Here is a 25,972-nt window from a genome sequence, read left to right as displayed (position 1 = left end):
GAGCTCGCTCCGCTCACTCATGCGCGCACTCTCCCTCACCACGTCAGCCGGAACTCAGGGCGCAGCCCGGCCGGGTGCTCGGTGCCCAGCTGGGCCATCAGCAGGCTCCGCTTGCGCCCCTCCAGACCGAACCACTGGTCCAACAAGTGCGTGAGCACGTCGTTCTGGATCCGGCTCGCCACGTCGATCGAAGCGGCGGCCAGGCAGGCCCGGTGCAGCGCGGCGCCGGCGGCGGCCTGTTGCACCCGGTACCAGCGGGCGCCGAACCGCGCCTCGGCAGCCTCCGCGTCGCCGACCGGCAGCAGCCACAGGTTCGCGGTTCGCGCGCCCTGTTGGGTCAGTGCGGCCAGCGCGGCCTCGCGCAGCCGCTGCCGGGGGTCGCCCTCGGCGACCAGCTCCAGCTGGTGCTCGTCGGGGAGGTAGCGGTAGGCCCCGGACGGGACGCCGGTCACGTCGGCGACGACGCAGTAGAACTCGACCAGATTGGCCGGCAGGTCCCAGCGCGCCTGCTGTCCGTAGGCGGTGAGGACGGTGGCCAGCGCGCCGGGCGACATCGGGTCGCCGTTGAAGCCGCGCATGGCCGCGTGCCGGGTCAGGGTGCCGGCCCGCAGGTCGGGTGCGGCCAGCGGCAGGCTGATCCGCTTGCCGTCCCCCGCAGGGGAGGTCGGCAGGGGCTCAGGGCCGGGACGGCTCTGAGCGAGCACGGCGGCGTGCGCGCCGTGGGCGCGCGGGAAGGCCGCGAGCGACGGGCCGCGTACGGCGGGCGGCGTCGGTGGGAGCAGTTCGACGAGCGCGTGCACTCCCTCCTCACGGGGGTCGAGGCCCAGCAGTTCGGTGAGGTCGGCGTCCGGGAAGCAGAGCCGGGCCGTGGCCTCCTGCTCGCCCGCGACCGCCAGCGCCTGCGCCACCTGGATGCCGGCCTCCAGACAGGCGAGCCGGTAGTGCATCTCGCCGTACTTCGCGGCCAGCCGCCAGAACACGTTGGTCTGCACGAGCACCGTCGCGGCCGGCCGGGAGGCGACCTGGGCGCGGTAGTCGCCCGCGCGCAGACGCACCAGGTCGTGGCGGGCCGGATCGTAGTAGTGGACGCCGGTCGGCACCTCGGAGTCGGGACCCGCGATCACGTACCACTCGGCGCTGTAGCGGGCGCCGCCCGACGGTGTCGGACGCCTGGTCACCAGCCACTGCAACGGGTCGTCGTCGGGGATGGCCTCGAAGCTGTCGGTGAAGGGCAGCATGTCCAGCGGCGTCAGCCACTGCGCGCGGGTGATGCCGCCGAGGTCGGCGAGCAGCCGGCCGAGCCGGTGCCCGGCGCGCTCCGGCGGCCAGGGCAGCGGATGCCGCGGCGCGCCCGGGTAGCTCTTGACCACCCGGGGCGGGAACGCCTGCGGGTCGGCCACCTCGGTCGGCGTGTGCACGTCCTCCTGGTAACGCATGACCTGGTCGCTCATGGGTCACACCGCACACAGGTCGAACGCGGTCCGGGTCAGCAGCAGCCGCAGGTGGGACTCCTGGGCCAGGCTGATGCCGAGCCGGTTGCACATCAGGTGCGCGCACCGCTCCACGATCAGCTGCGGCACCAGGTGGTTGATGTGGTCCAGCACCTCGGCGGGCGCCTCGAAGCTCGGATAGGCGTCCAGCCGGCCCAGCAGCTCCAGTTGGACCAGGGTGTCGTTCAGCTCCCTGGTGCTCGCCAGCCAGCCGTTCGCCACCGATCCGTCGGGCAGCGCCACGCCCCGCGTGGCCGCCCACACCGCCTCCAGGGTGGAGCGCAGCTGGGCCTTGTTGGCCTCGAAGTACCGCTCGAACTCCGGCGTGCCGATCAGCTGCGCCGCCTGACCGCCGCTCTCGACCATGAACCGGGCCTGGTAGGCGAGTTCGGGCAGGATACCGGTGAACAGGGTGCGGTTGGCGGCCAACATGGCGAAGGCGTCCATGGCCCGCTGCCCCGGCTTGCGACCGCGGGCGATCAGCTCCACCGCCAGCGCGCTGGCCGCCATCAGCTGCCGCTCGACCGCCTCCAGCGAGCGGCCGGTGCCGAACACCTCGGTCTCCGGCACGTAGTCGACGAAGGCGACCGAGTTGTCCGGGTGGAGCACCGTGTCGTAGTCGGCCATCCGCTCCAGCGCGGCCAGGCCCGGCGCGGAGTCGGCGTACTCCTGGGGGGTCATCGAGGACTCCGACGGCGAGGCGCGGTAGAACTCCGCGGCCGTCTCCTCGATCACGGACCGCACCTGCGCCGCCTGCTCGGGGCTGGTGAGCACCCGCAGCCGGACGTGCGGGCCGCCCTCCCAGTAGCGCAGGAAGAAGAAGCCCTCGGCCTGCCCGGCCAGGCGCAGCCGTTCGACGACGGGCCGGACGGCGCCGACGACCACGGCGTCCTGGTCACCGTGGTAGAAGAGGTGGGCGCTGACCCAGGTGCGTGCGGCCGTCTCGGGCATCTCCGGCATGTCGGCCATGGCGGACGTGGCAGACGTGTGAGACGTGTCAGACATAGGTGACTCCGGGCTCGTTGAGTTCCACGATGTACTCGGCGACGCGCTCGCCGCGGATCCGGCCGGGGTCCGGCAGCATCTCGCTGATCTGCACGATCGCGTTCGGCTCGGCGAGCCGGCGTTCCAACCCGAGCAGCAGCAGCGTGCTCGCGAAGTCCACGTAGGTGGGTTTGGCGTCGTTGCCCGTGCCCCGGCCGCCGCCCTGGGCCAGGACGGCAGGGTCGAGCACGGTCACGAAGCACCGCTCGGGGATGCCGTGTTCGGCCAGCCACGCGGCGGTGCGCAGCATCCACGCCGCGTCGGTGGCGGCCTCGGCGCGCCGCGGCAGCCGGTCCGCACGGGTCATCCACATCGCGCGGCGCAGCACCACCTTGCCCACCATCAGCCGCGGCAGGTGGCGCACCCCGCTGTCGGCGCGCGGGTCCGAGGTCATTCGCAGTTCGGTGTGGGCGCCGAACCAGGTGTTGGACTCGCCGAAGGCCTCGACCATGAACCGCGCGGTGGGCGGCAGCAGCCGGTCGCCGAGGCCCGGGTGGACGGGGCAGATCTGTTTGCCCAGCCGCCGTGACACCAGCTGGAGCAGCCCGTCGCCGCCGAGCCGTACCGACAGGTCGTTGACGGGCAGCAGGTCGTCCGGGTCGCGCACGCTGCGCACGCCGGGGTAGTCGACGACCAGCCGCACCCCCGGCTTCCTGACGTTGACCGCGGACCTGGCCACGGCCTCGAACTCGGCGAAGAGCACGTCGCCACGGCTGGCGGCCAGCCCCTGTTCGGCCGGTGCACCGGCGCGCAGGTCGAGCCCGTCCAGGATCTGCCGCACCCGGTTCCGGCCGCGGCCGAAACCGCAGCTGATGGTGTTGACCACCAGCTCCGGGCCCTGCGCGGCGTCGGCGAGCTGGCAGTAGGCCGCGACGGAGGTGGGGGTGCGTACCCAGCTCGGCCACTCCTTGGCCAGCGTGCGCACCTCCTCCGGGTCGACGCGGACCACCCCGTCCGGGTCGGGCACCCGCTCGCCCAGCAGCCGCTTGCCGGCGGCGCGCAGCCGCTGCAGCTCGCGCAGCGCGTCCCCGGTGTCGTCCCCGTCCGCGCCGTCCTGGTCGCAGGCCGCGGGGGCGCCGGTCTGCTGCTGAGCCAGCACGTCGCGGTAGAACACCAGCAGCGGGACCTCGGCCCCGGCCGGATACCGGCTCTGGAACAGCCGGCTCAGGGTCAGCTTGGTGGGCAGGTCCGGGCCGATCAGGCCGAGAAGGGTGCGCACGGCGTCCAGGTCGTCCAGCAGGGGCTGCCACCGCTCCAGGTCCAGCACGGCGGCGGTGCCCGGGTGGACCGCGTTCTCGTAGAAGCTGTACCGGGCGAACTCCTTCGCCAGCTTGGGGTTGTGCAGGTGGGCGTGGTCGCCCGCCTCGCGCAGGGCCGTGTCCAGGCCGCGGACCACGGCGTCACGCACGGCGACCCGGGCTCCGGGGGAGGCGATGGTCGGGTAGCTCGACAACGCCTCCTGCACTCCGTGCAGGGTCCAGTCCAGCTTCTGCAGACCGGGCTGCCGCAACTGGTGCAGCCAGGCGCGCAGTTCGGCGACCGGGTCCGGGATCTGGTCGGCGAGCGGCGGGACCAGCTCCAGCACGCCCAGGGTGACCAGGCGGCGCAGGAACACGTCGACCTGGTGTCCGTCGGCCGCCTGTGCGAGCAGTGCGCCGCGCAGGTCGTCCAGGGTGGTCTCGTGCGTGGGCGCTTCGAGCACCCGGCGCAGCGTCGGCGTGAGCGCCAGGCTGTGCACGTGCTCGACCGGACGGCGGCCGAGGAAGACCAGCGTGTCGTCGACGACCGTGGCGCTCGGGTTGATCCGGATCCGGCAGCCGCCGACGACCTCCGGGCGTTCGCTGACGGCGCGGGCGATCCGGTGCAGCGAGCCGATGCTGACCTCGGTGCCGGTCGGCGCGGCGAACCGACCCTCCGCCAGCCGTCCGGACAGCTCGACGATGTCGTCGGACCGGCCCCAGGCGGCCAGTCCGCTGGTGGTGAAGGTGGAGTAGGGGCTGGTCTTGGCGGCGGAGCGGGCCAGGTACTGGGCCAGCCGCAGGATGCTCTGGCGCTGTGGCGCGCGTCCGGTGGCCAGCCACTTGTGCAGGGCCAGGAACATGTCCGGATTGGCGTGCACCAGCCCCAGTTGGAAGGCCGGCAGTCGGCCCGCGTCACGCAGCGCCTGGCAGCTCGCCGCCCAGTCCTGTTCCAGCTGCTGCGGCAGCTCCGCCTGCAGCCGATCACGTTCGGTGAGCTTCGCGGACCACTGCCGTAGCGGGGCGGTGAGGTCGGCGGGCACGTCGGCCAGTCGAGCGGGATCGACGCGGCGGCCGCGGTGCACGGCCCGGCGCACCGCGACCAGCCCGGCCTTCGCCTCGCCGTCGCCGAGGGCGCCGATCGCCGCGTGCAGCAGCTCCGACAGCTCGCCGGCCGCCTCGGAGATCTCGGTGCGCAGGCGCACCAGTTCCCGGGCGGTCCCCCAGCTCCGTACGCAGCGCAGGCCCTCCAGTGCGACGGCCGGGCTTCCGGCGAGCCGGACCACGGCGGCCGGGCCGAGCCCGTACCGCGGTGCTCCCAGGCCGGCTTCTCGCAGGCTCTCCATCACTCCACCGCCTCCGGCTCGACGGGCACGATCAGGCGTCCGCCCGGCCCGGTCCTGGCCAGCAGGATCTGGAAGACCGGGGTGTGGCGCTGCTCGGTCAGGCCGAGGGCCGCGCGGACCCCCTCGGCGTGGTAGGCGTTGACGATGCGGCCGGACAGGCCCTGCGCGGCCGCGGCCACGCAGACGCGGTGGGCGAGCAGCCCGGCTTCCTGGTTGATCACGCGGTAGCCGCGGTCGCCGAAGGTGTCGAAGGCCCAGTCGCGGTCGCCGACCAGGTGCACGATGGCGTTCATGTGTGTGAAGACCGGTCCGGGGATGGTGACGCGCTCGATCGCGGTGACGGCGTCCAGGCCGGCGTCTGCGGCGGCGGTGGCGTCGCCGCGGGTCTCCACTCGGGCGACCGGGTGCAGCGCGCCGGTCTCCGGGGCGAGCCGGTAGGCCCCGGCCGGGATGCCGGTGAGATCGCCGACGGTCAGGTAGATCTCCAGCGGGGCCGGTGCTCCGGCCGGGACGGCGTCGCTGACGACCCCGGTGCGGATCCGGGCCAGTCGCGCCCACAGCTCGACTCCGTCGACCCGTGAGGCGACCGGCCGGAAGATGCCCGGCCCAGAGTCACGCGCGCGCAGCACCGCGGCCAGGCCCGGCTCGGGGACCTCGGTCGTGGGCAACGGCCGCGGCTCGGCGTCGGAGACGGTCGGCGCGACCGGTACGGCCGTCGCGAAACCCGTGGTGTCGGTGCGCAGGGATGCGCGGTTGACCTCGGTCAGCACGGGGCAGGCCTGGGGGACGCGCAGACCGCTCGGGACCACCGGCGGCTCGATCGCCTCGATGGTCGCGGCCAGCGCCGCGGCCGTCTCCGCGACCGGCCTGCCCGTCGGACCAGCGCCGGTACCGGCCTCGGCGAGGTGGAACGGCAGCACCAGCAGGGCCGGTTCCTCGTCGCCGTCGAGCCCGAGCAGCTTGTCGACCGGCTCGTCCAGGAATTGGTGGTGCACATGTGCCCGCAGGCCCATGGCCCGGGCGACCAGGTCGAGGTTCCCTGCGACCAGACCGGCTTCCTGGGTGCACAGGCGGTAGGCGTAGTCCCGGTAGATGTGGGCGGCCTTGGAGAAGAGCCCGGAGAGCACGAACACGGCCTGCGGCACCGGGCCGCCGGTTCCCGTCGCCCGGGTGAGCAACCCCCGGTGGTCGCCCTCGCGCAGCCGTACCAGCGCGTGGTGCGGGGCGTCGTAGTGGTAGGCGCCGTCGGCCAGGCACACGTACAGCTGGACGCCGAACAGGCAGCGTGCCGAGGCGACCATCCGGTGGTAGGGCCAGGTCCCGTTGGTGTCGAACTCCTGCCGGGAGATGCCGTAGCCGTAGTGGAGCAGCGTGGACAGGGCCAGCTCGTCGAAGGCGTCCACGGGGCTCAGTTCGGCGGGCAGCCTGGTGGTCAGCGGGCGGCGCGGCAGGCCCCGGTAGATCTTGAACTTCAGCGGCTCGTCCGGGTTGTCGTACTCCGACTGCCGGGTCTCCATCGCCTCGGCCAGGTCCTCCAGGCTGATCCGCCAGAACTCCCGGCCGACGCCGTCCTCGCGCCCCGTCACGGGAACGGGTGCGGATGCGGATTGCGCACCTGCCCCAGCCGGGGCAGTCCGGTCACCCGCCGGGCCGTGTGGCCGAAGGTCATCGGCACCGAGCCCGGTGCTATCACCTTGACGCATGTGAAGCCTCCCGATGCCTGTTCCGTTGAGGTGGTGTCGACGGCGACGACGTCCATGCCGGCGGCCGCGAAGCGCCGCACGGCCTCGTCCAGGTCCGCGCCGATCTCGGCGTTGCGCGGCCACCGCCAGCGTTCGAGCCCTTGCTGCCAGGTCGAGACCGGTGGGTCGTCCAGCAGGAACGCGTACCGGTCGAAGCTGTCCGGATCGGCCGCGCAGAGCAGGTGGTCGGCCATCGAGACGACCTCGTCCGGATGCCCGGCCAGATGCCGGGCGCGGTCGCGCCACCCGGGGTCCAGCGCCAGCAGGGCCACGTACTCGACGGTCTGGCTGAGCTCGTGCAGCGCGGCCAGGATCGCCTCGGCCGGTTGCAGCCCGCTGCCGCCGGTCGAGACGGCTCTCGGCCGCCCGTCGCCGGTGGCGTCCTCGGCGAAGGTCCAGAACGAGGGGACCCCGTGCTCCCGAGTACTGTCGAAGACCCGCACCCGGTAGCCCTGCCGCTCGATCCGCTCGGCCACCAGCGGGATCCGGCGGTCGGGCGCGGTGGCCGGGTCGAGCTCGGGCAGCGGGGTGCAGCCGTACCAGGCCGTCAGGAACGCGTCGCGCTCGGCGACTTCGAGGACGCCGTGCAGCACCGCCTCCTCGTAGCAGCCCCCCAGCGCGCAGCCGCTGGAGATCTCACAGGCGAAGGAGGCCTCGCCGCCGTTCCTCGGCAGCCGGTAGTAGACGAAGCTCTCCGGGACCAGCACCGGACGGGCCCGGCCGAATGACCAGCCCCACACCCAGTTCGCCACCGCGTCCTCGGTGAACTCCCGGTAGGGGAAGCCCGGCGCGCGGTACCGGTCGGCGGGATACAGCCCGAGTGTGCGAGGGTCGACCGCGTCGGCGGCCACCTCCGCCCAGCTGGCCCTGACGCCGGTGCGCTTGGCCGGCGCGTAGGCCGCGAGTCGTTCCAGCGACTCGGCGACCGCGACGGCCCGCGCGGACGCGAAGTCGCGGGTGCGGCCGTAGCCGGAGGCCTCGGTGGAGGCGCCGGGCACGGCCAGTACGGCTTCGGTGAACGGGAACGCGTGCTGCGTGTAGGAGGTGACGGAGGGGATCAGGCCGCTCTGTCCGTCCAGGTAGACCGCCTCCAGCCCGGCCCGGTCCAGCGGGCGAACCCGGCTCGACCCCGGGGAGAGCTTGGGCCGCGTCTGCCGGGTGATCCGCGCGCCCTGCTCGGTGTCGGGGGTGACGGTCGAGCAGGTCGGGCAGTGCGGGTCGGCCAGGAACCCGTGCCGGGACAGCGCGAGCGTGGCCGCGTCGACGATCCAGTAGCGCTGTTCCTGCGGCCCGGCCTCGCTCAGCCCGTCGACGGTGTCCGCGAGGAACGTCGGCAGCTCTCGGCTCGGCGTCCCGGTGGCAGGCTCGGCGGTGCGGTCGTCGCCGGACGCCGCGGTGCGCCGGGTGCGCAGGCACTCCGGGCAGCCCGGCGGCCACGGTCCGACGATCACCTGATGGGGTTCGAGCAGCACTTGGGGCCGGTCAGCCATGGACGACCACGGCCTGTGCCACGAACGGACACAGCCGGGCGACGCCGGGATCGTGGTCCAGCGGCACCGCCACCACTCGGCCGCCCTCGCGCGTCAGCCGCGCCACGACCTCGTCCAGGGTCACCGGGCCCGGCCACGCCCCGCTCCGCTCGTGCTCCGGAAGCGGCTCCCCGCGCAGTTCCGCGGGCAGGTCGGGCACGGGCTCCGGCGCGTAGGCGGGCTGCTTCGCGGCCTGGGACTGGTAGGCGAGCAGGGTCAGCTCCAGCCCCTGCTCCAGCGCGGCGCCGGCCTCCAGCCCGCTGGCGCAGGCGACGGTGGCCTCCTGGGTGGTGAACGCGAAGGTGGGTAGGCCGAGCAGTCCGGACAGGTCGTAGACCTCGAACGGCTGGTCGACGATGTCCAGCAGCTTGCGGTAGCGCGCGCCGCGAGCGGTCAGCTCGGCACCGTCCAGGTCCAGCCGGGGCAGCGGCGCGGTCGCGGTCGCGAGCGCCGCGCCGACGCCCGCTCCGGCCGCCGCGACCACCGCGGCGCGCACGGCCTCGGACCAGTCGCCCCCGGACGCCGCGCTCCGCGCCGGGAAGACCGCCGCGCCCTCGACCTCGACCCGCTCACCGGTCAGCACGTCCACGCCGTGCAGGCGGTCGCCCTTACGGGAGTCGGTCATCACGGCCGCATACCGCTCGAACGCGCGCCGCACGGCCCGTTGGCGCGATTCGACGACGCTCTCGCCGCAGCCGTGCACCGGGAACGGGCCACCGGCCAGGCCGACCGGGTCGGAGACCACCACCTCACTGACGAACAGCGGCAGTTGTTCGTAGTCGCGCTCGGTGATCTCCGCGAACACACCGGTCCGGGCGTCGACGCAGTCCACCGCGCGCCGGCCCAGCTCCTCGTCGTCGACGGGCGGGGCGGCGGACAGGACGGCCAGTCGGGACGGGTCGTCGGGAACGGCGGGAAGGGCCAGCGGGTGCGGCAGGAAGGCGTGGGTCGCGGTTTCCAACGTCTCCAGGTCGAACCGGACCAGGTGGTCGGCCGCCTGGCCCTGGTCGATGCCGGTCAGGTGGCGGAACGCCGCGAAGCAGAGCTGGTTGGCGACCAGGGCGACGGTCGGGCCACGCAGGAACTCGCTCGGCGCGAGCTCCGGGTGGTCGCGCAGATCCGCGCCCGCGAGGTCCGGCGCGAGCGCGCGCAGCCGCCGCCAGGCCGACTCCCAGGCCGTGGGGTCGCCGTCCTTGCCGATCACCGGGCCGATCCACGCCTCGTCACCGACCGCGACCGCCTGCGCGAACGCGGCGCCCGCGGCACGGGCGGCCCTCGGCAGTCGCAGGGCGCGCTCGATCATGGGCCGGTCGGCGACGTGCAGCAGCATGGCGGCGCTGGCCACGAGCCGGTCGTCCGCGGCGGCCTCGAGGTAGGCCACCTGCTGGTCCGGGTCGAGCGCCCGGGCCGCGGCGAGATGCTCGGCGACGCGGTCGCGGTCGAACGGAGACTCGGCGAACGGTGCGAGCGAAAGGGTGCGCACGCCGGAGCGCAGCTGCGAGTTGGCCAGTGCCTGCAGCAGCGGGCCCGCGCCGGCCAGCACGACGGCGGCGTCGCGGTAGCGCTCGAAGCGCAGTTCCGGCGAGTCCACGAAGTACTCGACGAAGGCGATGTTGGCGGCGTAGGTCCTGGCCAGGTCGGCGGTGAGGGTGTGCGGGCGGTCGTCCAGGACGTTCTTGACGTAGCCCTTGCCCAGCAGCAGCAGTGTCAGCTTGGCCAGCGCGGCGCGGCTCTGCTCCGGGACGGCCGCGCACAGCTCGCCGAGGGTCCTCGTGCCGTCCAGCAGCGGTGCGATCCGCTGGATCCACTCGTAGGTCGACGCGCCCTTGAGCATCGACCCGCCCAGGTTGCTGCGGATGTAGGCACCCTCGGGCACGCGCATGACGTAGACGTCCCCACGCAGGCGCGGCCGGATCCGCTCGACATTGACTTCCATGGCCACCGCTTCTTCAGGCAGAACTGATGTCAGGTCAGGAGGAGGACCGAGAGCCACCCGGTCCCCGTTCACGAACACGCACCGGCTAGAGCACAAGTGCCGGAAAGAGCAGCACCCGGATCAGGTGCAGGAGCAGCACGGGCAGCAGCAGCAACAGCTGCTCGCGCCGCCGGAAGCGGACAGCTCGGTCAGGCCGTAGCCGGCCGTCACCGACGCGGGCACCACCTCACCCAGGTCGACGAGCTCGAAGGCGCCGTCGTCCAGCACCAGGTCCTCGAATCCCTCCATGTCTTCACACCCCCCTTCCCTCTCGATGTCGAGCACGCGACGGGAACACCGGCACCTGGATCAGGTGCAGGAGCAGCACGGGCAGCAGCAGCAACAGCTGCTCTGGCCGCCGGAAGCGGACAGCTCGGTCAGGCCGTAGCCGGCCGTCACCGACGCGGGCACCACCTCACCCAGGTCGACGAGCTCGAAGGCGCTGTCGTCCAGCACCAGGTCCTCGAATCCCTCCATGTCTTCACACCCCCTTTCACGGTCCGTGTGACGGGTCGTCACAGTGATTTCACTTCGGGCAGCACCTTGGTGCAGAAGAGCTCCAGGGTCTGCCCAGCCTCGGCGAGCGGCATCGCACCGAAGTCGATCTGCCACAGGATCTGGTCGACGCCGCCGATGTGGTCGTTGAAGGCGCGGATCCGGTCGATGACCGTGGCCGGGGACCCGACGATCGCGCCGCCTTCGGTGAAGAGCTTGGCCGGCTTGAGGCCGCGCAGCATCCAGCCGAACCCGGAGTAGCCGCGGTAGGCCGTGGACTCCCTGCGGTCCCAGGCGTTCACGGCCAAGGCCCACACGTCCAGGTAGCGCCGCAGGTAGGTCTCGGCGATCTGCTCCGCGCGCGCGTCGGTGTCGGCGACCACCAGCGGCAGGCTGGCGGCGACCCGGGGGCGGAGCCCGGCGCCGGCGTGCGCGGCGTGGAACGCGTCGCGGTAGAGGGTCAGGTGGTCGCGGAACTCGTGCGGCGAGATCAGCGGGGTGATCAGCAGCCCCAGCCCCTCCGTGCCCAGCCAGGTGAAGCTCTCCGGCGTGCGCACCGCCGCACCCCAGACCGGCGGGTGCGGCTGCTGGGTGGGCCGCGGCAGACCGGTCACGTCGGAATAGGAGAAGAACGGGGTGTCCTCGCTCACCTTCTCCTCGGTCCAGATGCGCAGCACCGCCCGAATGGTCTCCCGGAACCGGTCGGTGCTCTCCTCCATGGCCAGGCCCAATGCGTCGAACTCGTCGGGCAGATAGGCCCGGGCGAATCCCACGTCCAGCCGGCCGCCGCTGATCGCGTCCACCTGCGCGGCCTCCGCGGCCAGCTGGATCGGGTGGTGGAACACCGGCAGGACGCAGCCGGTCATCAGCCTGACCGAACTCGTCCGGGCGGCCACCGCGGAGAGGAAGCCCAGCGGGCTCGGGCAGTACCCGCCGTAGTAGTGGAGATAGTGCTCGGTCATCTTGATGGAATCCAGGCCACCGAGCTCCGCTCGGACCGATAATTCCAGCGCGTCGCTGAAATAGGTCTGCGGAAGTTTCGTCTCGGGTGTGCAGTCAGGAAGGAAGGAAAGCCCGAAGCGCACCGGCACCACTCCTTGAACCAATATCCGGAGATATTCAGGGATATCCGCGAGATCGACGTCTGCGGTGGTCATCCACACGGTCCGGGGCCAGTTGGCGCGGATCCGGGGGTTTTCCGGGCTGACGCTACATCGAGCCACCGAAGTCGTCAATATCCAACATCCAGACCGGGCGCACAGGAAAAGATTTCAGGTCGGGGCCGGTATCCTCCGGGATACTTACGATACAAATCGCGCGTTATTGACTGCGCCACCCGGCGCTGCGAACGTGTGTATCCGTTGCCGACTGCACGGATTGGTAGCCATGACCTTCACCTGGCCGGCCGGGGCGGCCGCGAAGAAGAAGACCGTCCAACTCGTTGAGTTCACCGCGATGCACGGCGTCCGGTACAGCGTCACCCTCGGGTATTTGAAGGCGACTTCGATCGCCGACCCGGTGCTCGACGACGCCTGCGAGTTCCGGATCAGCGTGCGCGAGCAGAGCGGCGGCGAGCGGGCGATGACCGAGTTGCTGGATTCCTGGGACGAGCCGTTCGCCGTCGCGCTGACGGTGTTCTTCTGGAACCGCGCCCAGTCCCTGGAGCTGGCCCGCCGGGTGAAGGAGCGTTGGCCCGACTGCCGCGTCGTCCTCGGCGGGAACGACGTCAGCCACCAGCAGGACCCGCTGTTCGCCGAGGCGCCCTGGGTGGACGTACTGGTGCACGGCGAGGGCGAGCTGCGCTTCCGCGACCTGATCCGCTGCTTCCTGGCCGGGGGCGACCTCGCCGCCATCCCCGGCATCAGCTACTGGTCCGACGGCGCCGTCGTCACCACCGCGGACGCGGACCGGATCACCGATCTCGAGCAGGTCGTCTCGCCGATTCTGACCCCGGTCTACTCCGACGAGGAGATCGCCGGCTCGTCGATGATCGTCTACGAGACCAACCGCGGCTGCCCCTACAAGTGCGCCTTCTGCTACTGGGGCGGCGCCACCAACGCCAAGGTGCGCCAGTTCGAACTGGGCCGGATCTTCGGCGAACTGGACCGGCTCATCCGGCTGATGCCGACGGACGCCACCCTGTTCATCGCGGACGCCAACTTCGGCATCGTCGCCCGGGACCGGCAGATCGCCGAACACATCGTGGAGCTCACCCGACGCTACGACAAGCGGCTGGTCATCAGCACCAACTGGGCCAAGAACGGCAACGACCGCATCGTGGAGATCGCCGGCATGCTCCATGCCGCCGAACTCACCGGCGCGATCACGCTGTCCGCGCAGTCCTTCGACCCCGACGTGTTGAAGATCGCCAACCGCGCCAACATCCGCACCGACCACTACCGCCGGCTGCTGTCCCGGTTCCGCGCGCTGGACGTGCCCACCTACACCGACCTGATCTGGGGCCTGCCGGGAGAGACCTACGACTCCTACCTGGCCGGGGTGGAGGAAGTGCTGACCGCGGGCGGCTCGCCGGTGATCTATCCGCTGCTGCTGCTCAACAACACCGAGTACTCGCGGGAGTCCTTCCAGGACAAGCACAAGCTGACGACGCGACGGATGCCGGCCGACGTCACCAATCCCGAACTCGTCGCCGAGGTCGTCGTCGCGCACGACGACATGACGGCCCAGGAGTGGGTGCGCGGCATGGCGTTCCGTGTCTCCATGACGCTGTTCCAGAAGATCCTGCTGCGCTGCGCGCTGCGCGTCGTCCACGCCACGACCGGCGTGCGCATGGTCGAACTGTGCGAGCAGCTGTGGTCGTTCCTGCTGGAGGACTGCGCCGACCCGTTCCTGCGCGCCGTCGCCCGCAATGTCGCCGTCGCCCACCGGGAGCCGGCCGATCTGGACATGGCACTGCTGCGGACGGTGATCGGCGACCGGATCGTGGTGCCCGAGGAGGTGCACTTCCAGGCGCTGCTGTGCCGCGCCGTCGGAACCGAACGCGCCACGAAGGACCTGCTCACGGCCGCGATCGACTGGCTGTGCGACCGGCTGGCCGCTTCCGGGCACGAGATCGACCGCATGCTGGTCGACGGCGCGCTGACGCTGGACCTCGCGGCGACGACGATCCTGCGGGCGAGCCTGCGCGCCGAGCTGGACGAGGCGGAGTTCGCCGTGCCGCGCAAGGCCTGGGAGCTGCTGGTGGAGGCCGGGGACGTGCCCTCCGGCCTGGACGCCGGCGGCCGGGGCGCCACCGTGCGAGGGACGGTGTGGGCGCCGCCGCGCTGGATCCACTACCCGATCAGCGTCTACGCGCTCTCCATCTGGCACGGCACCGGCCGACCGCTGCACGACCTGCTGTTCGCCCTGTCCGGCGGACCGACCCCAGGGCCGCTGGTCCTCGACTGAGCCGGGGCGGACCCGGCGCGGCGTTCTCCGCTACAACCAGCCGCGCGACATCGCCGTCCTGGCCGCCTCCGTGCGGTTGCGCGCGCCCAACTTGGCCATCGCGGTGGACAGGTAGTTGCGTACGGTGCCCTCGGCCAGGAACAGCCGCGCCGCGATCTCCCCGTTGCTCGCCCCGTCCGCGACCGCGCGCAGCAGTTCGCGCTCCCGGTCGGTCAGCGGATCGGCCGCGTCCCACGCGGCCACCGCGAGCTCTGGCGCGACCACGCGCTCCCCCGCGTGCACGCGGCGCAGGGCGGCCGCGAGCTCCCCGATCGGCGCGTCCTTGAGCACGTAGCCGGCCACCCCGGCGTCGACCGCGCGGCGCAGGTAGCCGCTGCGGGCGAAGGTGGTCACGATCAGCACCCGGGTCGGGTCACCCATCCGGTTCAGCTCCGCGGCCAGTTCGAGGCCGGTGCGACCGGGCATCTCGATGTCGGTCACCAGCACGTCGGGGCGGTGCTCGCGTACGGCGGCCAGCGCGTCGTCGCCGTTGGTCGCGGTCGCCACGACCGTGATGTCGGGCTGCAGGTCCAGCAGGGAGGCGAAGGCGCCCAGCACCATGCCCTGGTCCTCGGCCAGCACCACCCGGATCACCGGGCCACCGCCTCTAGCGGAACGGTGATGGTCAGCGTCGTTCCGGCCGAGCCGCTGCGCTGCACCGCGCCGCCGAGCTTCGCGATCCGCTCCCGCAGCCCGGTCAGCCCGGTGCCCTCCGGGGCCGAGCCGCCGATCCCGTCGTCCGCGATCACCAACGTCACCTTCTTCCCGTCCGCGTCCAGTCCGATCCGGCAGTGCGAGGCCCGCGCATGGCGGGCCACGTTGGTCACCGCCTCGCGCAGCGCCAGCCCCAGTTCGTGCTCGACCGCCTCGACCAGCAGCAGCCCGTCGTCGTAGTCCACACCGAGGCTGACCCCGGTCCCGGCCAACGCCCGCCGCGCCGCCTCCAGTTCGCTGCGCACCGTGGTCCGCCGCCAGCCGGTGACCGTGCTGCGCACCGCGGCCAGCGCTTCGCGGGCATTGCGTTCGATCTCCTCGGCCTCGGCCCGTGCCCGTTCCGGATCGACGGGCACCAGCTCCTTGGTCAGCTGTGCGCGCATCACCACGGCGGTCAGCGAGTGCCCGAGCAGGTCGTGGAGGTCACGCGCGATCCGCTCACGCTCGGCGAGGGTCGCCAGCAGCTCGATCTGGGAGGTGCGCAGCCGCTGGTTCTCCCACTCCTGCCGCCGGTCGCGCTGTCTCAGTTCGAGCAGGCCGATCACCCAGATCAGCACGGACGCCGACACGAAACCCCACAGCCGGTAGGGCATCGGCACCCGCGACACCGCGGCGGCGGCGGCGTCCAGCACGGTCAGGGCCGCGAACCACAGCCGTGCCTCGCGCCAGGACAGGGTGTCGCCCACGACGGCTGCCGCGTAGACGAAGAGCACGCTCGCGTTGGTGTTGAACGGGGTGGCCAGCGTGCCGATCACAGCCATCGGCACGATCGCCGTCCAGACGTGACGTGCGGCCGGACCCCGCAGCAGCTTCGCCGCGTACAGCGCGGCCGTGGCGGCGCACAGCGCGATCGCCAGCGGCCACTCCCACCACGCCGGACGGGGCGAGAAGTACGGCTGCGCGGGCACGAACAGCAGATAGCCGAGGTAGACCCAGTCCCAGGTCCGTAGCCTGGAGGCCAGGGACCCGGGAGCGGAGGCGTCACTGGTAGTCATATCCGCGCACGACGATACGACATCGTGGCCACAGCGCCCGCCACGACCGTGGTGACCACCAGGACGAGCACGTGGATCACGACGGTGCCGTCAGCCAGTTGAGCGAGCCCGAGCTGTGCGAGGTGGTACGTGGGCAGGAACTTCGCGATGGTCCTCATCGCGGCGGGCAGGAACCGGATCGGGATCCACAGGCCGGACAGCATCGCCAGCGGAAACAGCACCGCGTTGAGCAGCGCGATCGTCGCCCCGGTGCGGAACCGCAATCCCACCGCCACGCTGAGCAACGTGAACGGCACGGTGCCCAGGAGCAGCACCACCGCCAGCCGCAGCAACGCCCAGGGCGAGGCGTGCAGCGTGCCGAGCGCCGCAGCCGACACCCCCATCAGCGCCAGCACCCCCACCCCGTAGAGGAGTGCGGCCGTCGCCTTCGCGGCGAGGCTGATCCCGATCGGCACCGCGGACACCCGCTTCATGCGCAGCCAGCCCAGGTCCCGGTCCTGCGCGACCCCGATGCCGGGCTGCAGCGCAGCCACCGTGATCACCCCGTAGGTGCCGAACGTGGCCACCATGGCGGTACCGGCCGAGAGACCCTGCGTGGCATCGTGCCCGTACAGCAGGGTGAACATGACGAAGAACCCGACCGGCATGAGGATGCTGAAGAACAGCGAGGTCGGTTCCCGTACGATCGCCCGCAGTTCGTCCCGCAACTCGATCCAGAAGGTCCGTGCCGTCATCGCGTTCACGCCACCACCTCGTGGTCGGTCAGCGCGAGCACGGCTTCCTCCAGGCCCGCGTCCTGCACCCGCAACTGCGACAGCTCCGGATCCCGATCGAGCAGCACGCGCAGCAGGTCCTCGGGCGATCGCGTCTGGATCTTCACCAGGTCCTGCTCGGGCGTGACCGACAGCACTCCCGGCAGCCGGCCCAGTTCACCTCGGCCGAGGCTGGTCCGGACGGTCACGGTGCGGTCCGGCAGCCGGCCCACCAGTTCCTCCGGCGGCGCGTCGGCCAGGATCCGGCCCCGGTCGAGCACCACCACGCGGTCCGCGACCGCGGCCGACTCCTCGATCAGGTGCGTGGTCACCAGCACCGCGGTGCCCTGCGCCCGGCGCCGCGCCAGGATCTGCCAGAAGTGCCGCCTGGCCGAGGTGTCCAGGCCCACGGTCGGCTCGTCGAGCACCAGCAGGGCCGGGTCGGTGACCAGTGCCATCGCCAGCTGCACCCGTTGCTTCTGACCGCCGGACAGCTTGGGCACCCGCCTGCGCCGCAGCTCGGCCAGTCCGAGCTCCGCCAGCACCGGAGCGGCGGCCGAGGCCCGCAGCCCGCCGCGGACGGCGGCGCCGGTCACCAGCTCGTTGACGGTCAGCGTGTTCGGAAAGCCGAGCGTCTGCTGTGCCACCCCGAGCCGCCGCCGGGTCGCCGCGCGACGCGGATCACCGCCCAGCACCCGCACCGACCCCTGCTGCGGAGCGAGCAGCCCGACCGTGAGTGCCACCAGCGTCGACTTCCCGGCGCCGTTCGGCCCGAGCAGCGCGACGCACTCCCCGGGGTCGATCCGCAGGTCCACACCATCCAGAGCGAGGGTCTCGCCGTACCGGTACCGCAGCCCTTCCGCCGTCATCACCACCTGTGTCGTCCCCATGGTCGCCAGCCTCGCGCCGGACGACCCGCGCCGGTAGTGATGCACTGTCACTGGCCCCGAATGACAAATGTCAACGGGAAGCCATCCGGCGGCCCGAGCCCGGCTGTCTGCGGAGGCAGGACGGGCTACGGTGACGCATCGGCTCACCCGGCCCGCCTACGTCCCCACCCCGCGGGTGCCGACATCATCCGCGCAGGTCGCGGCCGGGTGGAATCGGTCCGCCGCGGCGACTACCGGCTGAACGTCGGCGCCCGGTCCGCCGAAGGCACCGGAACGCTCTTCGACGCCAGGGACCGCTACGAGGTCGAGCGCGGATCCCCCGCGGACAAGTCCGGCCCGGCACCCGAGGGGTCGGGTACCGGGCCGGCTGGTGTGGCGTCGGGTCAGCGCGCTGCACTCTTGCGGGTGCGGCGGGAGACGGAGTCCAGGACGACGGCGGCGAGCAGGACGGCACCGGTGATCATGTACTGGATGGCCTGGTTGACGTGGACCAGGTCGAGGCCAGTGATGATCGACTGGATGACCAGGATGCCCAGCAGGGCGGACCAGGTCTTGCCGCGCCCGCCGAAGAGGCTGGTGCCGCCGATGACGGCCGCGGCGATGGAGTTCATCAGGACGTTGCCGCCGCCGAGGAGCTTGTCGGCGGAACCCTGCTGGGAGGCGATGAACAGACCGCCGAGGGCGGCCATGCCGGCGGAGATCATGAAGACCGAGATCCGGACCCAGGCGACGTTGATGCCCGCGCGGCGGGCGGCCTCCACGCCACCGCCGACGGCGAAGATCTGCCGGCCGTAGCTGGTGCGGCGCAGGACGAAGTCGGTGATGACGACGACGGCCAGGAAGACCAGCAGGGGCAGCGGCAGGCCGCGGTCCTGGTTGAGCATGTAGGCGGCGGTCAGCGCGATGACGGCGAGGACGCCGGTGCGCAGCGCAATCTCGCCCATGGGCCGAGCGGTGAGGCCGGCGGCGGTCCGGCGACGGGCGTCGAGGATCTGCCCGGCGGCGAAGAGCGCGATGCCGAGGACGGCGAGGCCCCAGGTGTAGGCGATGTCGCCGTCGCCGAGGAAGTAGGTGTCCAGGTTGGCCAGGACGCCGTCGTTGACGACGTTGACGGTGCCCTTGTCGCCGAGGACGTACTGCTGCAGACCGCTCCAGGCGAGCAGGCCGGCGAGGGTGACGACGAAGGCCGGTACGCCGATCTTGGCGAAGAAGAAGCCGTGCAGGGCGCCGATGGCGACGGCGGCGCCGACGGCGATCAGGCAGGCGACCCACTCGTTGTAGCCGGAGCGCACGGACAGGACGGCCGCGATCGCGGCGGAGACGCCGGCGACGGAGCCGAGGGAGAGGTCGATCTCACCGAGGAGGAGCACGAAGACGATGCCGACGGCGATCAGGCCGGGGCCCGCGATCCACTTGGTGATGTTAGTGAGGTTGTCGGCGTTGAGGAAGTCCCCGGTGACGCTCTGGAAGATGGCGCCGATGAGGATCAGACCGAGGACGACGGGCACGGAGCCGAGATCGCCGTTCTTCATCTTCCGCTTGAACTCGCCGAGGTAGCCGGCGAAGCCGGCCTCGCGGACGAGCAGGCGGGGGTCGACCGCGGGCGTGGCCGGGGTGGGCTGGGCCGGGGTGGTCTGTTCGGTGGTCACTTCGCTTCCTCCGCGAGTCGGGCCTGGCGCCGGGTGACGGCGTTCTCGGTGGCGCCGGTGATGGCGGAGATGATCTCCTCGTGCGAGGTGCCGGCCACCTCGAAGACGCCGTTGTTGCGGCCCAGGCGCAGGACGGCGACCGTGTCGGCGACGGCCTTGACGTCGGCCATGTTGTGGCTGATCAGGATGACGCCGAGGCCGCGTTCGCGGAGGCGCTCGACGAGGTCGAGGACCTGGGCGGTCTGCTCGACGCCGAGCGCGGCGGTGGGCTCGTCCAGGATGACGATCTTGGGGTCGCCGACGAGGGCGCGGGCGATGGCGACCACCTGGCGCTGGCCGCCGGAGAGGGCGGCGATGGGGATGCGCACGCTCGGGATGCGGATGGAGAGGGTGTCGAGCAGTTCGCGGGCGCGCTTCTCCATGGCGACCTCGTCGAGCGTGCCGAAGCTCTTGAGCTCACGGCCGAGGAAGAGGTTGCCGACCACGTCGAGGTTGTCGCAGAGCGCGAGGTCCTGGTAGACGGTGGCGACGCCGAGGGCCTGGGCGTCGTTGGGACGGCCGATGGAGACCGCATTGCCCTCCCACTCGATCGTTCCCTCGTCGATGGGGTGGACGCCGGCGATGGTCTTCACCAGCGTGGACTTTCCGGCGCCGTTGTCGCCCACCAGGGCCACCACCTCGCCGGCGTGTACCTCCAGGTGCACGTCGGTCAGTGCCTGGACGGCGCCGAAGCGCTTAGAGACCCCGCGCAACGCCAGTACGGGTGCGCCTGTCACGTGAACCATCTCCTTCTTCCCGTGCGCGCCGTGATGGTGGGTCGGCGACCGGGCTGGCCCGCGCGCCGTGCGGGGCGGGCGGGTGAGCGTCGAAAAGGGGTGCTGGGGCGGGCCGGGCCCGCCGCACGGTGTGGGCGGTGCTCCCCGGGGAGGTGGGGAGCTCCGCCCGCGCGTGCTACTTCAGGCCGGCCACGTGTTGCTCCGGGCCGGCCGCGTGTTACTTCAGGCCGGCGGTGGCGCAGGCGGCGGCGTAGTCCGCGGTGCAGATGTCGGAGGCCTTGTAGAGGCCGTCGGCGATGACGGTGTCCTGGATGTTGGCCTTGGTGACGACCTTGGGGTCGAGCAGCTTGGCGGGGATGCCCTTGTCGGTGGCGCTGTCCACGCTGGCGCTGGCGACGGACTTGACGTCCTTGCCCTGCAGGAGGTCGACGGCCAGCTCGGCGGCGTTGTCGGCGAGCGGCTTGTAGGCCTTGTAGATGGTGTAGGCCTGGTCGCCGTTGACGATGCGCTGGACGGCGTCGAGGCCGGCGTCCTGGCCGCCGACCGGGACCTTGATGCCCGCGCCCTGGAGCTGGGTGATGATGGCGCCGGCCATGCCGTCGTTGGCGGAGTAGACGGCCTGGAAGCCGTCCTTGCCGAACTGGGTGATCGCGGCGCCGATCTTCTGGCCGGCCACGGTGGGCTTCCACTCGCCCGACTGCTCGTAGACGACCTTCTTGACCTTGCTGTCGAGGACCTTGTGGGCACCGGCCTTGAACTGGCCGGCGTTCGGGTCCGCGTCGTCGCCGTTGATCATGACGATGTTGGCGTCGGCGGCCTTGTCCCCGAGGGCGTCGACCAGGGCCTGGCCCTGGAGCTCGCCGACCTTCTCGTTGTCGAAGGAGACGTAGGCGGCGACCGGGCCGGTGGCCAGACGGTCGTAGGCGACGACCTTGACGCCCTTGGCGGCGGCCTCCTTGACCCAGGCCTGGGTGGAGGTGGCGTCGAAGGCGTCCAGGACGATGACCTTCACGCCCTGGGCGATCAGGGTGTCGAACTGCTGCTTCTGCTTGGCGGCGCTGCCCTCGGCGTTGTTGTACAGCACCTTGCAGTCCGCGCACAGGGCCTTGACCTTGGCCTCGATGAACGGGCGGTCGAAGGACTCGTAGCGGGTCGAGGACGCGTTCTCGGGCAGCAGCAGACCGATGGACTTGTTGTCGCCGGAGCTGGCGGAGTCCTTCTTGTCACCGCCGGCCTTGCCGCACGCGGCCATGGACAGGGCCATCGAGACGGCTGCGGTGGCGATGACGGCGCGACGCATCGTTGCGTTCATGTGGGGGTGCCTCCCTGACGTCGCCGCGACGGTGCGGCGGAGTGGGACGGAGTCAACCCGCATATGCCAGATGGAGTCAAGAAGTAAATCCATTGCGAGGCCAGACTGGGCCTTTTCGTTATCTTTCTGAAGGCATCCGTTCACCAGTCGAACTCGATCGACCGACTGACCACCGGCGGACCGGCCCGTCGATCTCGACTACGCGCGTCACTACGCCCGTCGTGGTCAACGGGCCGGGCGCCAAGGGCCCTGCCCAGCCATGTGCGCAACCGATATGTTCAAGATGTGTCCACTGCACCGTTTCTCCGCCAGTCAGACACATCCTGCACGACGGCGGCCCCGCCGGCGGGCCGTCCGGCCCGTGGGGCTCCAGGGATCCGACTCTTCAGCCCCGCGCGGATACTGACGTCACGTCAGCGGTGACGCGCGGGGATGACCAGCCCGCCCCCACCGCCCGCCTACCGGTCCGACCGGTCCGACCGGTCCGACTGCCGGCCGGGCAGGAGCAGGCACAGCGGAACGGCGCCAGCAGGTAGCCGGCCGCCCGCGGCGAGATCACCTCCGAGCGCCTCACCGAACGCATCAAGGCCCTGCCGTTCGACCTGCGGCGCCACGAGATCCTGGTGACCTACGCCCCCGTGCCGGACCACGTCCTGGTCGTCGACACGATGTTCCTGCCCCTGGTGCGCTGAACCGCCGCGGTCCGGCCCGGCCCCGCCCCACCGACACCGCCCCGACCCCGGCTCGACTCCCGCCCGGAGCGCGATCGCCATGCAGTTCGGGGCGCGCCCCTTCGGGTGCTCTTCGAAGCGGGTGTTGCTGATCAGCCGCGCCAGCCGCAGGGTCTCGGTCAGGTGTTCGATCGTGCGGTCGAGGTCGGTCTCGCCGTACACGATGGCGATGATCTGGTGCGCCCGGGCCAGGCCGCCCGGGTGGTCGTGGAGGGTGGCGAGGTCCAGGGCGCGGTGGGGGTGTCCAGGGCCTCCCGCTCGCGGCCCTGGACCACCAGGCTCCAGGCGGTCAGGACGAGGGCGTCGGCGATCCCGCGCGGCTCGGCGACCTGCTCGAACAGGCCCTGCAGCTGCCGCGCGCGGTCGTACAGGGCGACCATCGCCTGCGTGCCGTCGTCCGGGGTCGTCCAGGTCGTCACCTCGATGAGACCCCGGGTGAGGACGGCCGTGCCCCGGACGTCGCCGTCCGCCCGGCAGACCTGGAGGACGGTGCGGTTGGTGGTGCCCCAGTCGTCGTACAGGCCGCGGACGTCGCAGTACTTCTCCTGGCAGGCGGCCAGGTCCCAGGCCGCCTGCACCATGCCCAGCGCGGCGGCCTGCCGGGCGCTCGCGTTCAGGGCCGGCTGCTCGGCGTCGTACCAGGCCGTCGGGTCGTCCAGCAGCTCGGCCGCGACGGCGGACGGCAGCGGGTGGCGCGGCGCGGCGCCGTGGATCAGCGCGAAGCACGGTCCGGGCACCTGGTCGGCGGCCCGCTCGGCCAGCCAGAGCCAGGCGCCGAAGGCCTGTTCGAGCGCGTCGGCCCGTACGGTCGGGTCGTCCACGGCCTTAGCGTGCTCGCGCGCGTACAGCCGGACGAGGTCGTGGAAGCGGTAGCGCAGGTGCGGCTCCGTGCCGCCCTCGTGCAGGAGCTGGGCGTCGATCAGCTCCTCCAGCTGCCGCTCGGCCTCCCGCACCGGGATGCCGGCCAGCGCCGCCGCGGCCCAGGGGGCGAAGTCGGGCGCCTCCAGCAGGCCGAGCAGCCGGAAGGTGCGGCGGGCCGGCTCCGACAGCCGGGCGTAGCCGACCGCGAACGCGGTCCGTACGGCCAGGTCCCCCGCCGCCAGTTCGTCGAGGCGTCGTCGTTCGTCGCGCAGCTCCCGGGCGTTCCTCGGCCAGCCGCCGGCGCAGCGCCTGGAAGCGGAGCAGCGCCTCGGCGGCCCGGCCGTCCGCCGCCAGCAGCAACCGCGACATCCCGGTGTGCACCGCGCCCCGGCCGACCCGGTCCGCCTGCCCGGCCCACACCAGCTCCAGCAACCGCCCGACGGGCAGCCGCTCCCCCTCCGCCAGCAGCAGCGCCCCCAGCAGCCCCCGCAGGACGGTGGCCCTCGGCAGCGCCTGCGGCACGGAGTCCACGGCGACGGTCAAGGGGCCCAGCAGGCCGAACGTCATCCCCATCCGTTTGAGTCCTCCCAAGCTCACGACCACACCGGGGCCCGGCAGTACGGCCCGGTGGGTGGCGGGCGTCGGCCCCGGCGCGGTCACGACACTAGTACGGACACTGATCAACGGACGCTGATCAACGGCGGCCACCTGGCCCGTGGCCGGCTACCGGTACCAGTCCCCGGCCGCTCGAAGGGCCCGGTCGACGTACTCCTCCAGGCCGTGGCAGACCAGGAACCGGCTGTCCGTCTCGTGGTCCCGGACGAAGGCCTCATCACGCTTCGGCGTCCGGACGAAAGCGAATTGGTCGCCTCCCCCGTTGTCGCCGAAGAACATCAGCGGTTCGAACGGCATGTACAGCTCGGCGAAATCCCGAGCAGCGCGGAACTCCGCGTTGTCGTTCGCGATCCGCTCGGCGCTCCACACGACATCGAGACCGTGGCGCCCCCGGGCACCGTCGCATTCCCGCAGCAGCAAGGCCAACTCCCCAGGGAGCGGCTGGCCGAGCGCACGCTCGACCGCGTTCAACGCCTCGTCACCGGCCGGAGCACCGAACTCCGCCTCCGCCATCGTCTCGACGATCCGTTCGCGCCACGTCGGAGCAGCGTCCCAGACGTCGGCTCAGCAGACCAACTCACGCCCGTTCCGGGATCCGCTCCCGGGCGTCGGTGGGCGCTGGCGGGCGTCGGAGCCGACTGCTCGCCGAGGCGTCCCGCCCCGACCCCCGCGCGGCTGCCACTGGCCGGGGCGTGGCTCTGGGTCGTCGTGCCCTTCTACGTCCTGGTCCTGCGGTCGTCCCCGCGCAACCACCTGGAGAGCCTCATCACCGGCTTCCTGTTCCTCGTCGCGGCCACGCTCGCGGTCTGGTCATGGCCTACGCGACCCACCACGTGCGGCGGGGATCGCCCTACGGGGTCAGCCCCAGGGCGGCCGGCCCCGCCCCTCCGCCCACAGGGCGAGCGCCTGCCGGTCGACGGTGCGGATGCCGACCTGCGCGCAGAACGCGGCGGCCGGCTTGGTGAACGAACTGGTCGTCACCACGGCGGCCAGATCGCAGCGGTGCACGTCACGGTAGGTGCCGTTGACCTTCTGGACGTCGTCCGAGCCGACGAAGGTCCGCGGCCCGTACCGCTTGGCCTGGATCAGGATCCGCTGCCCGGTCGGGGTGGTCGCCAGCACGTCCGCCGCGAGATCCCCGGCCCCTCCGACCACCGTCACCTTCGTGCAGCCGTCCCGCCGGCACAGGTCCGCCAGCGCGTGCTCGAACGCCTTCGGACTCATCGTCAGGAACGGCCCGATGTGCCGCAGCTGCGCCGCCCGTGCGTCCAACTCCCGCTGCCGTGCCCGCACTCTCGCGCGCAGCACCGCGACACCCACCGCCGCGCCCACGGCCAGCAGCGCCGCGACCAGCAGCAGATGATGGGCCAACCACCGCACCACCAGAGCGAACAGAACGAGCCCGACGACCGCCACGGTCAGCAGCGCGTTGCCCCGGTCCTGCCGAGCCCGGCGAGCAGCGTTCGACCGGCGTCGCCTGACCGGCCTGCGAGCCACGGCATTCCCCCTCGCGCCACGGTGTTCGTGCGAACTGCGAGCGTAGAAGCCGCTGTTGCCGGGCCGCCTGCGATCCCGGCGAACTCCCACGCCTGCGGCGCCGAGTTGTCCGGATCCCGGCGCCCGGCGGCCGAACAGCCCTCACCCACACCGCGTCGCCGGCAGCGGCGGCCTTCGCGAGGAAGTCCCTCAGCTCGCACAGGTCGGCGGTCAGGCACTTGCTGCGCCTGTCCCGTTCCTCCGCCTGGACGGCCTTCGACGCCCGGCGCGCCGTCAGGCCAGGCGGCCCCTCCGACAACCCGTCATCAGCGGTACCAGGTTCTGATGGCCTCCGCCGTCTCGCGGACGTCAGCCTGACCGGCGCGGATGCGGGCCGCGAGGTCCACACCCTGTTCGGGTCCCGCGGTGACGATGACGCCGGAGGCGCTGAGGTAGGAGGCGGCGACCACGGCGGCGAAGTGCTCGTTGCCGAACTCCAGGGCCGGGACGCGGACCAGTTGGTGCATCAGGGCGGCAGCACGCTGGTGGACGGCTTCGTACACGGGGACGTCCATCACGGAGTCGGCGTGCCGGGCGACGGCGGCGGCGAGGGTGCCGTAGTCGGTGACGTCCGGGTCGTTCGGCAGGCACTGGTGGGCGATGTCGAGCAGCCAGGCCCGGTCGATCTGGAGGATCACGCGGTGTCCGTCTCGGTCACGCGGACACTCCCCACGGACGGCCCGAACTCGGCCGAGGACGTGGGCCACCGCCGCGCGCGCTCGTCGCGGGCACGGTGCGCCGTGTCGTCCGGTCGCACGGTCAGCTGCTTCATGGTCACGAGCGTAGCGATGTGTAGCAGGTGCTACCAAAGCTCGGGGGATCCGCACCCGACCGG

22 protein-coding genes and 1 pseudogene are annotated in these 25,972 nt (G+C 72.0%); 2 read left to right on the top strand and 21 right to left on the bottom strand.

Translation table 11 applies throughout. From position 1 onward, the window contains the following. Positions 1 to 35: 35 nt before the first annotated feature. The 9 genes from ACWC9T_RS14065 to ACWC9T_RS14025 all read right to left on the bottom strand — a co-directional run bounded on the left by ACWC9T_RS14065 (position 36) and on the right by ACWC9T_RS14025 (position 12,016). Positions 36 to 1,451, bottom strand: a complete 1,416-nt coding sequence (locus tag ACWC9T_RS14065) for a nitroreductase family protein (RefSeq protein ID WP_449821286.1) — start codon at positions 1,449 to 1,451, stop codon at positions 36 to 38. Between the two features lie 3 nt (positions 1,452 to 1,454). Next, the gene (locus ACWC9T_RS14060; protein ID WP_449821285.1) at positions 1,455 to 2,495 is read right to left on the bottom strand and encodes a lantibiotic dehydratase C-terminal domain-containing protein; all 1,041 of its coding nucleotides are present in this window, start codon (positions 2,493 to 2,495) and stop codon (positions 1,455 to 1,457) included. Continuing rightward, complete coding sequence (locus ACWC9T_RS14055; RefSeq protein ID WP_449821284.1) at positions 2,488 to 5,118, bottom strand: lantibiotic dehydratase; 2,631 nt, start codon at positions 5,116 to 5,118, stop codon at positions 2,488 to 2,490. The genes ACWC9T_RS14060 and ACWC9T_RS14055 overlap by 8 nt, the downstream gene beginning before the upstream one ends. Next, positions 5,118 to 6,704 (bottom strand): SagB family peptide dehydrogenase, encoded by a 1,587-nt coding sequence (locus ACWC9T_RS14050; RefSeq protein WP_449821283.1) that lies wholly within the window; start codon positions 6,702 to 6,704, stop codon positions 5,118 to 5,120. Before ACWC9T_RS14050 ends, ACWC9T_RS14055 begins: the two co-directional genes overlap by 1 nt. Continuing rightward, positions 6,701 to 8,350, bottom strand: a complete 1,650-nt coding sequence (locus ACWC9T_RS14045) for a TOMM precursor leader peptide-binding protein (protein WP_449821282.1) — start codon at positions 8,348 to 8,350, stop codon at positions 6,701 to 6,703. The genes ACWC9T_RS14050 and ACWC9T_RS14045 overlap by 4 nt, the downstream gene beginning before the upstream one ends. Further along, positions 8,343 to 10,325, bottom strand: a complete 1,983-nt coding sequence (locus ACWC9T_RS14040; protein WP_449821281.1) for a hypothetical protein — start codon at positions 10,323 to 10,325, stop codon at positions 8,343 to 8,345. Before ACWC9T_RS14040 ends, ACWC9T_RS14045 begins: the two co-directional genes overlap by 8 nt. A 120-nt stretch (positions 10,326 to 10,445) precedes the next feature. Further along, positions 10,446 to 10,613, bottom strand: a complete 168-nt coding sequence (locus tag ACWC9T_RS14035; RefSeq protein WP_153464076.1) for a thiomuracin/GE37468 family thiazolyl RiPP peptide — start codon at positions 10,611 to 10,613, stop codon at positions 10,446 to 10,448. 60 nt (positions 10,614 to 10,673) lie between these two features. Beyond that, complete coding sequence (locus ACWC9T_RS14030; RefSeq protein ID WP_449821280.1) at positions 10,674 to 10,841, bottom strand: thiomuracin/GE37468 family thiazolyl RiPP peptide; 168 nt, start codon at positions 10,839 to 10,841, stop codon at positions 10,674 to 10,676. A gap of 38 nt (positions 10,842 to 10,879) precedes the next feature. Further along, the gene (locus tag ACWC9T_RS14025) at positions 10,880 to 12,016 is read right to left on the bottom strand and encodes an LLM class flavin-dependent oxidoreductase (RefSeq protein WP_449821279.1); all 1,137 of its coding nucleotides are present in this window, start codon (positions 12,014 to 12,016) and stop codon (positions 10,880 to 10,882) included. Between the two features lie 229 nt (positions 12,017 to 12,245). Between ACWC9T_RS14025 and ACWC9T_RS14020 the strand changes: the two genes are divergently transcribed. After that, a complete protein-coding gene (locus tag ACWC9T_RS14020; RefSeq protein WP_449821278.1) occupies positions 12,246 to 14,267 on the top strand; it encodes a radical SAM protein in 2,022 nt (673 codons plus the stop codon). Between the two features lie 30 nt (positions 14,268 to 14,297). Here ACWC9T_RS14020 and ACWC9T_RS14015 read toward each other — a convergent pair whose 3' ends face one another. The 7 genes from ACWC9T_RS14015 to ACWC9T_RS13985 form a co-directional block, all read right to left on the bottom strand. Then, on the bottom strand, positions 14,298 to 14,900 hold the full coding sequence (locus ACWC9T_RS14015; protein WP_449821277.1) for a response regulator: 603 nt from the start codon (positions 14,898 to 14,900) through the stop codon (positions 14,298 to 14,300). Beyond that, on the bottom strand, positions 14,897 to 16,015 hold the full coding sequence (locus ACWC9T_RS14010) for a sensor histidine kinase (RefSeq protein ID WP_449821276.1): 1,119 nt from the start codon (positions 16,013 to 16,015) through the stop codon (positions 14,897 to 14,899). The genes ACWC9T_RS14015 and ACWC9T_RS14010 overlap by 4 nt, the downstream gene beginning before the upstream one ends. Next, positions 16,012 to 16,749, bottom strand: a complete 738-nt coding sequence (locus ACWC9T_RS14005; protein ID WP_449821304.1) for an ABC transporter permease — start codon at positions 16,747 to 16,749, stop codon at positions 16,012 to 16,014. Before ACWC9T_RS14005 ends, ACWC9T_RS14010 begins: the two co-directional genes overlap by 4 nt. Before the next feature lie 5 nt (positions 16,750 to 16,754). Next, positions 16,755 to 17,657, bottom strand: a complete 903-nt coding sequence (locus tag ACWC9T_RS14000; protein WP_449821275.1) for an ABC transporter ATP-binding protein — start codon at positions 17,655 to 17,657, stop codon at positions 16,755 to 16,757. A 383-nt stretch (positions 17,658 to 18,040) separates the two neighbouring features. Next, the gene (locus tag ACWC9T_RS13995) at positions 18,041 to 19,306 is read right to left on the bottom strand and encodes a sugar ABC transporter permease (RefSeq protein ID WP_449821274.1); all 1,266 of its coding nucleotides are present in this window, start codon (positions 19,304 to 19,306) and stop codon (positions 18,041 to 18,043) included. Further along, positions 19,303 to 20,091, bottom strand: coding sequence for an ATP-binding cassette domain-containing protein (locus tag ACWC9T_RS13990; protein WP_449821273.1), 789 nt, complete (start codon positions 20,089 to 20,091; stop codon positions 19,303 to 19,305). Before ACWC9T_RS13990 ends, ACWC9T_RS13995 begins: the two co-directional genes overlap by 4 nt. Before the next feature lie 208 nt (positions 20,092 to 20,299). Further along, positions 20,300 to 21,394 (bottom strand): sugar ABC transporter substrate-binding protein, encoded by a 1,095-nt coding sequence (locus ACWC9T_RS13985; RefSeq protein WP_449821272.1) that lies wholly within the window; start codon positions 21,392 to 21,394, stop codon positions 20,300 to 20,302. 545 nt (positions 21,395 to 21,939) lie between these two features. On the opposite strand from ACWC9T_RS13985, the pseudogene ACWC9T_RS13980 reads away from it, so the two are divergent. Beyond that, a pseudogene (locus ACWC9T_RS13980) lies at positions 21,940 to 22,086 on the top strand (TetR family transcriptional regulator); the annotation flags it as partial. A 158-nt stretch (positions 22,087 to 22,244) separates the two neighbouring features. Here ACWC9T_RS13980 and ACWC9T_RS13975 read toward each other — a convergent pair. From ACWC9T_RS13975 to ACWC9T_RS13955, 5 genes are all read right to left on the bottom strand, one after another. Continuing rightward, positions 22,245 to 23,078: a hypothetical protein gene (locus ACWC9T_RS13975; RefSeq protein ID WP_449821271.1), complete on the bottom strand. Its 834-nt coding sequence runs from the start codon at positions 23,076 to 23,078 to the stop codon at positions 22,245 to 22,247. A gap of 631 nt (positions 23,079 to 23,709) precedes the next feature. Then, complete coding sequence (locus ACWC9T_RS13970; protein ID WP_449821270.1) at positions 23,710 to 24,114, bottom strand: SMI1/KNR4 family protein; 405 nt, start codon at positions 24,112 to 24,114, stop codon at positions 23,710 to 23,712. A 345-nt stretch (positions 24,115 to 24,459) separates the two neighbouring features. Continuing rightward, complete coding sequence (locus ACWC9T_RS13965; protein ID WP_449821303.1) at positions 24,460 to 24,981, bottom strand: restriction endonuclease; 522 nt, start codon at positions 24,979 to 24,981, stop codon at positions 24,460 to 24,462. A gap of 422 nt (positions 24,982 to 25,403) precedes the next feature. Beyond that, the gene (locus ACWC9T_RS13960) at positions 25,404 to 25,775 is read right to left on the bottom strand and encodes a fic family toxin-antitoxin system, toxin component (protein WP_449821269.1); all 372 of its coding nucleotides are present in this window, start codon (positions 25,773 to 25,775) and stop codon (positions 25,404 to 25,406) included. Beyond that, positions 25,772 to 25,909: a hypothetical protein gene (locus ACWC9T_RS13955; RefSeq protein WP_449821268.1), complete on the bottom strand. Its 138-nt coding sequence runs from the start codon at positions 25,907 to 25,909 to the stop codon at positions 25,772 to 25,774. Before ACWC9T_RS13955 ends, ACWC9T_RS13960 begins: the two co-directional genes overlap by 4 nt. Positions 25,910 to 25,972 lie beyond the last annotated feature (63 nt).

The sequence above is a fragment of the Kitasatospora sp. NPDC001159 genome, from assembly GCF_053598235.1.
The sequence above is the reverse complement of the archived record's forward strand: the minus strand, read 5'-3'. Positions and strand labels throughout refer to the sequence as shown.

What these genes read in the sequence shown, in the direction of transcription:
- ACWC9T_RS14065 (WP_449821286.1), bottom strand. Translation starts at nt 1,451, where the DNA reads ATGAGCGACCAGGTCATGCGTTACCAGGAGGACGTGCACACGCCGACC.
- ACWC9T_RS14060 (WP_449821285.1), bottom strand. Translation starts at nt 2,495, where the DNA reads ATGTCTGACACGTCTCACACGTCTGCCACGTCCGCCATGGCCGACATG.
- ACWC9T_RS14055 (WP_449821284.1), bottom strand. Translation starts at nt 5,118, where the DNA reads ATGGAGAGCCTGCGAGAAGCCGGCCTGGGAGCACCGCGGTACGGGCTC.
- ACWC9T_RS14045 (WP_449821282.1), bottom strand. Translation starts at nt 8,350, where the DNA reads ATGGCTGACCGGCCCCAAGTGCTGCTCGAACCCCATCAGGTGATCGTC.
- ACWC9T_RS14040 (WP_449821281.1), bottom strand. Translation starts at nt 10,325, where the DNA reads ATGGAAGTCAATGTCGAGCGGATCCGGCCGCGCCTGCGTGGGGACGTC.
- ACWC9T_RS14035 (WP_153464076.1), bottom strand. Translation starts at nt 10,613, where the DNA reads ATGGAGGGATTCGAGGACCTGGTGCTGGACGACGGCGCCTTCGAGCTC.
- ACWC9T_RS14030 (WP_449821280.1), bottom strand. Translation starts at nt 10,841, where the DNA reads ATGGAGGGATTCGAGGACCTGGTGCTGGACGACAGCGCCTTCGAGCTC.
- ACWC9T_RS14025 (WP_449821279.1), bottom strand. Translation starts at nt 12,016, where the DNA reads ATGACCACCGCAGACGTCGATCTCGCGGATATCCCTGAATATCTCCGG.
- ACWC9T_RS14020 (WP_449821278.1), top strand. Translation starts at nt 12,246, where the DNA reads ATGACCTTCACCTGGCCGGCCGGGGCGGCCGCGAAGAAGAAGACCGTC.
- ACWC9T_RS14010 (WP_449821276.1), bottom strand. Translation starts at nt 16,015, where the DNA reads ATGACTACCAGTGACGCCTCCGCTCCCGGGTCCCTGGCCTCCAGGCTA.
- ACWC9T_RS14005 (WP_449821304.1), bottom strand. Translation starts at nt 16,749, where the DNA reads ATGACGGCACGGACCTTCTGGATCGAGTTGCGGGACGAACTGCGGGCG.
- ACWC9T_RS14000 (WP_449821275.1), bottom strand. Translation starts at nt 17,657, where the DNA reads ATGGGGACGACACAGGTGGTGATGACGGCGGAAGGGCTGCGGTACCGG.
- ACWC9T_RS13990 (WP_449821273.1), bottom strand. Translation starts at nt 20,091, where the DNA reads ATGGTTCACGTGACAGGCGCACCCGTACTGGCGTTGCGCGGGGTCTCT.
- ACWC9T_RS13985 (WP_449821272.1), bottom strand. Translation starts at nt 21,394, where the DNA reads ATGAACGCAACGATGCGTCGCGCCGTCATCGCCACCGCAGCCGTCTCG.
- ACWC9T_RS13970 (WP_449821270.1), bottom strand. Translation starts at nt 24,114, where the DNA reads ATGGCGGAGGCGGAGTTCGGTGCTCCGGCCGGTGACGAGGCGTTGAAC.
- ACWC9T_RS13955 (WP_449821268.1), bottom strand. Translation starts at nt 25,909, where the DNA reads ATGAAGCAGCTGACCGTGCGACCGGACGACACGGCGCACCGTGCCCGC.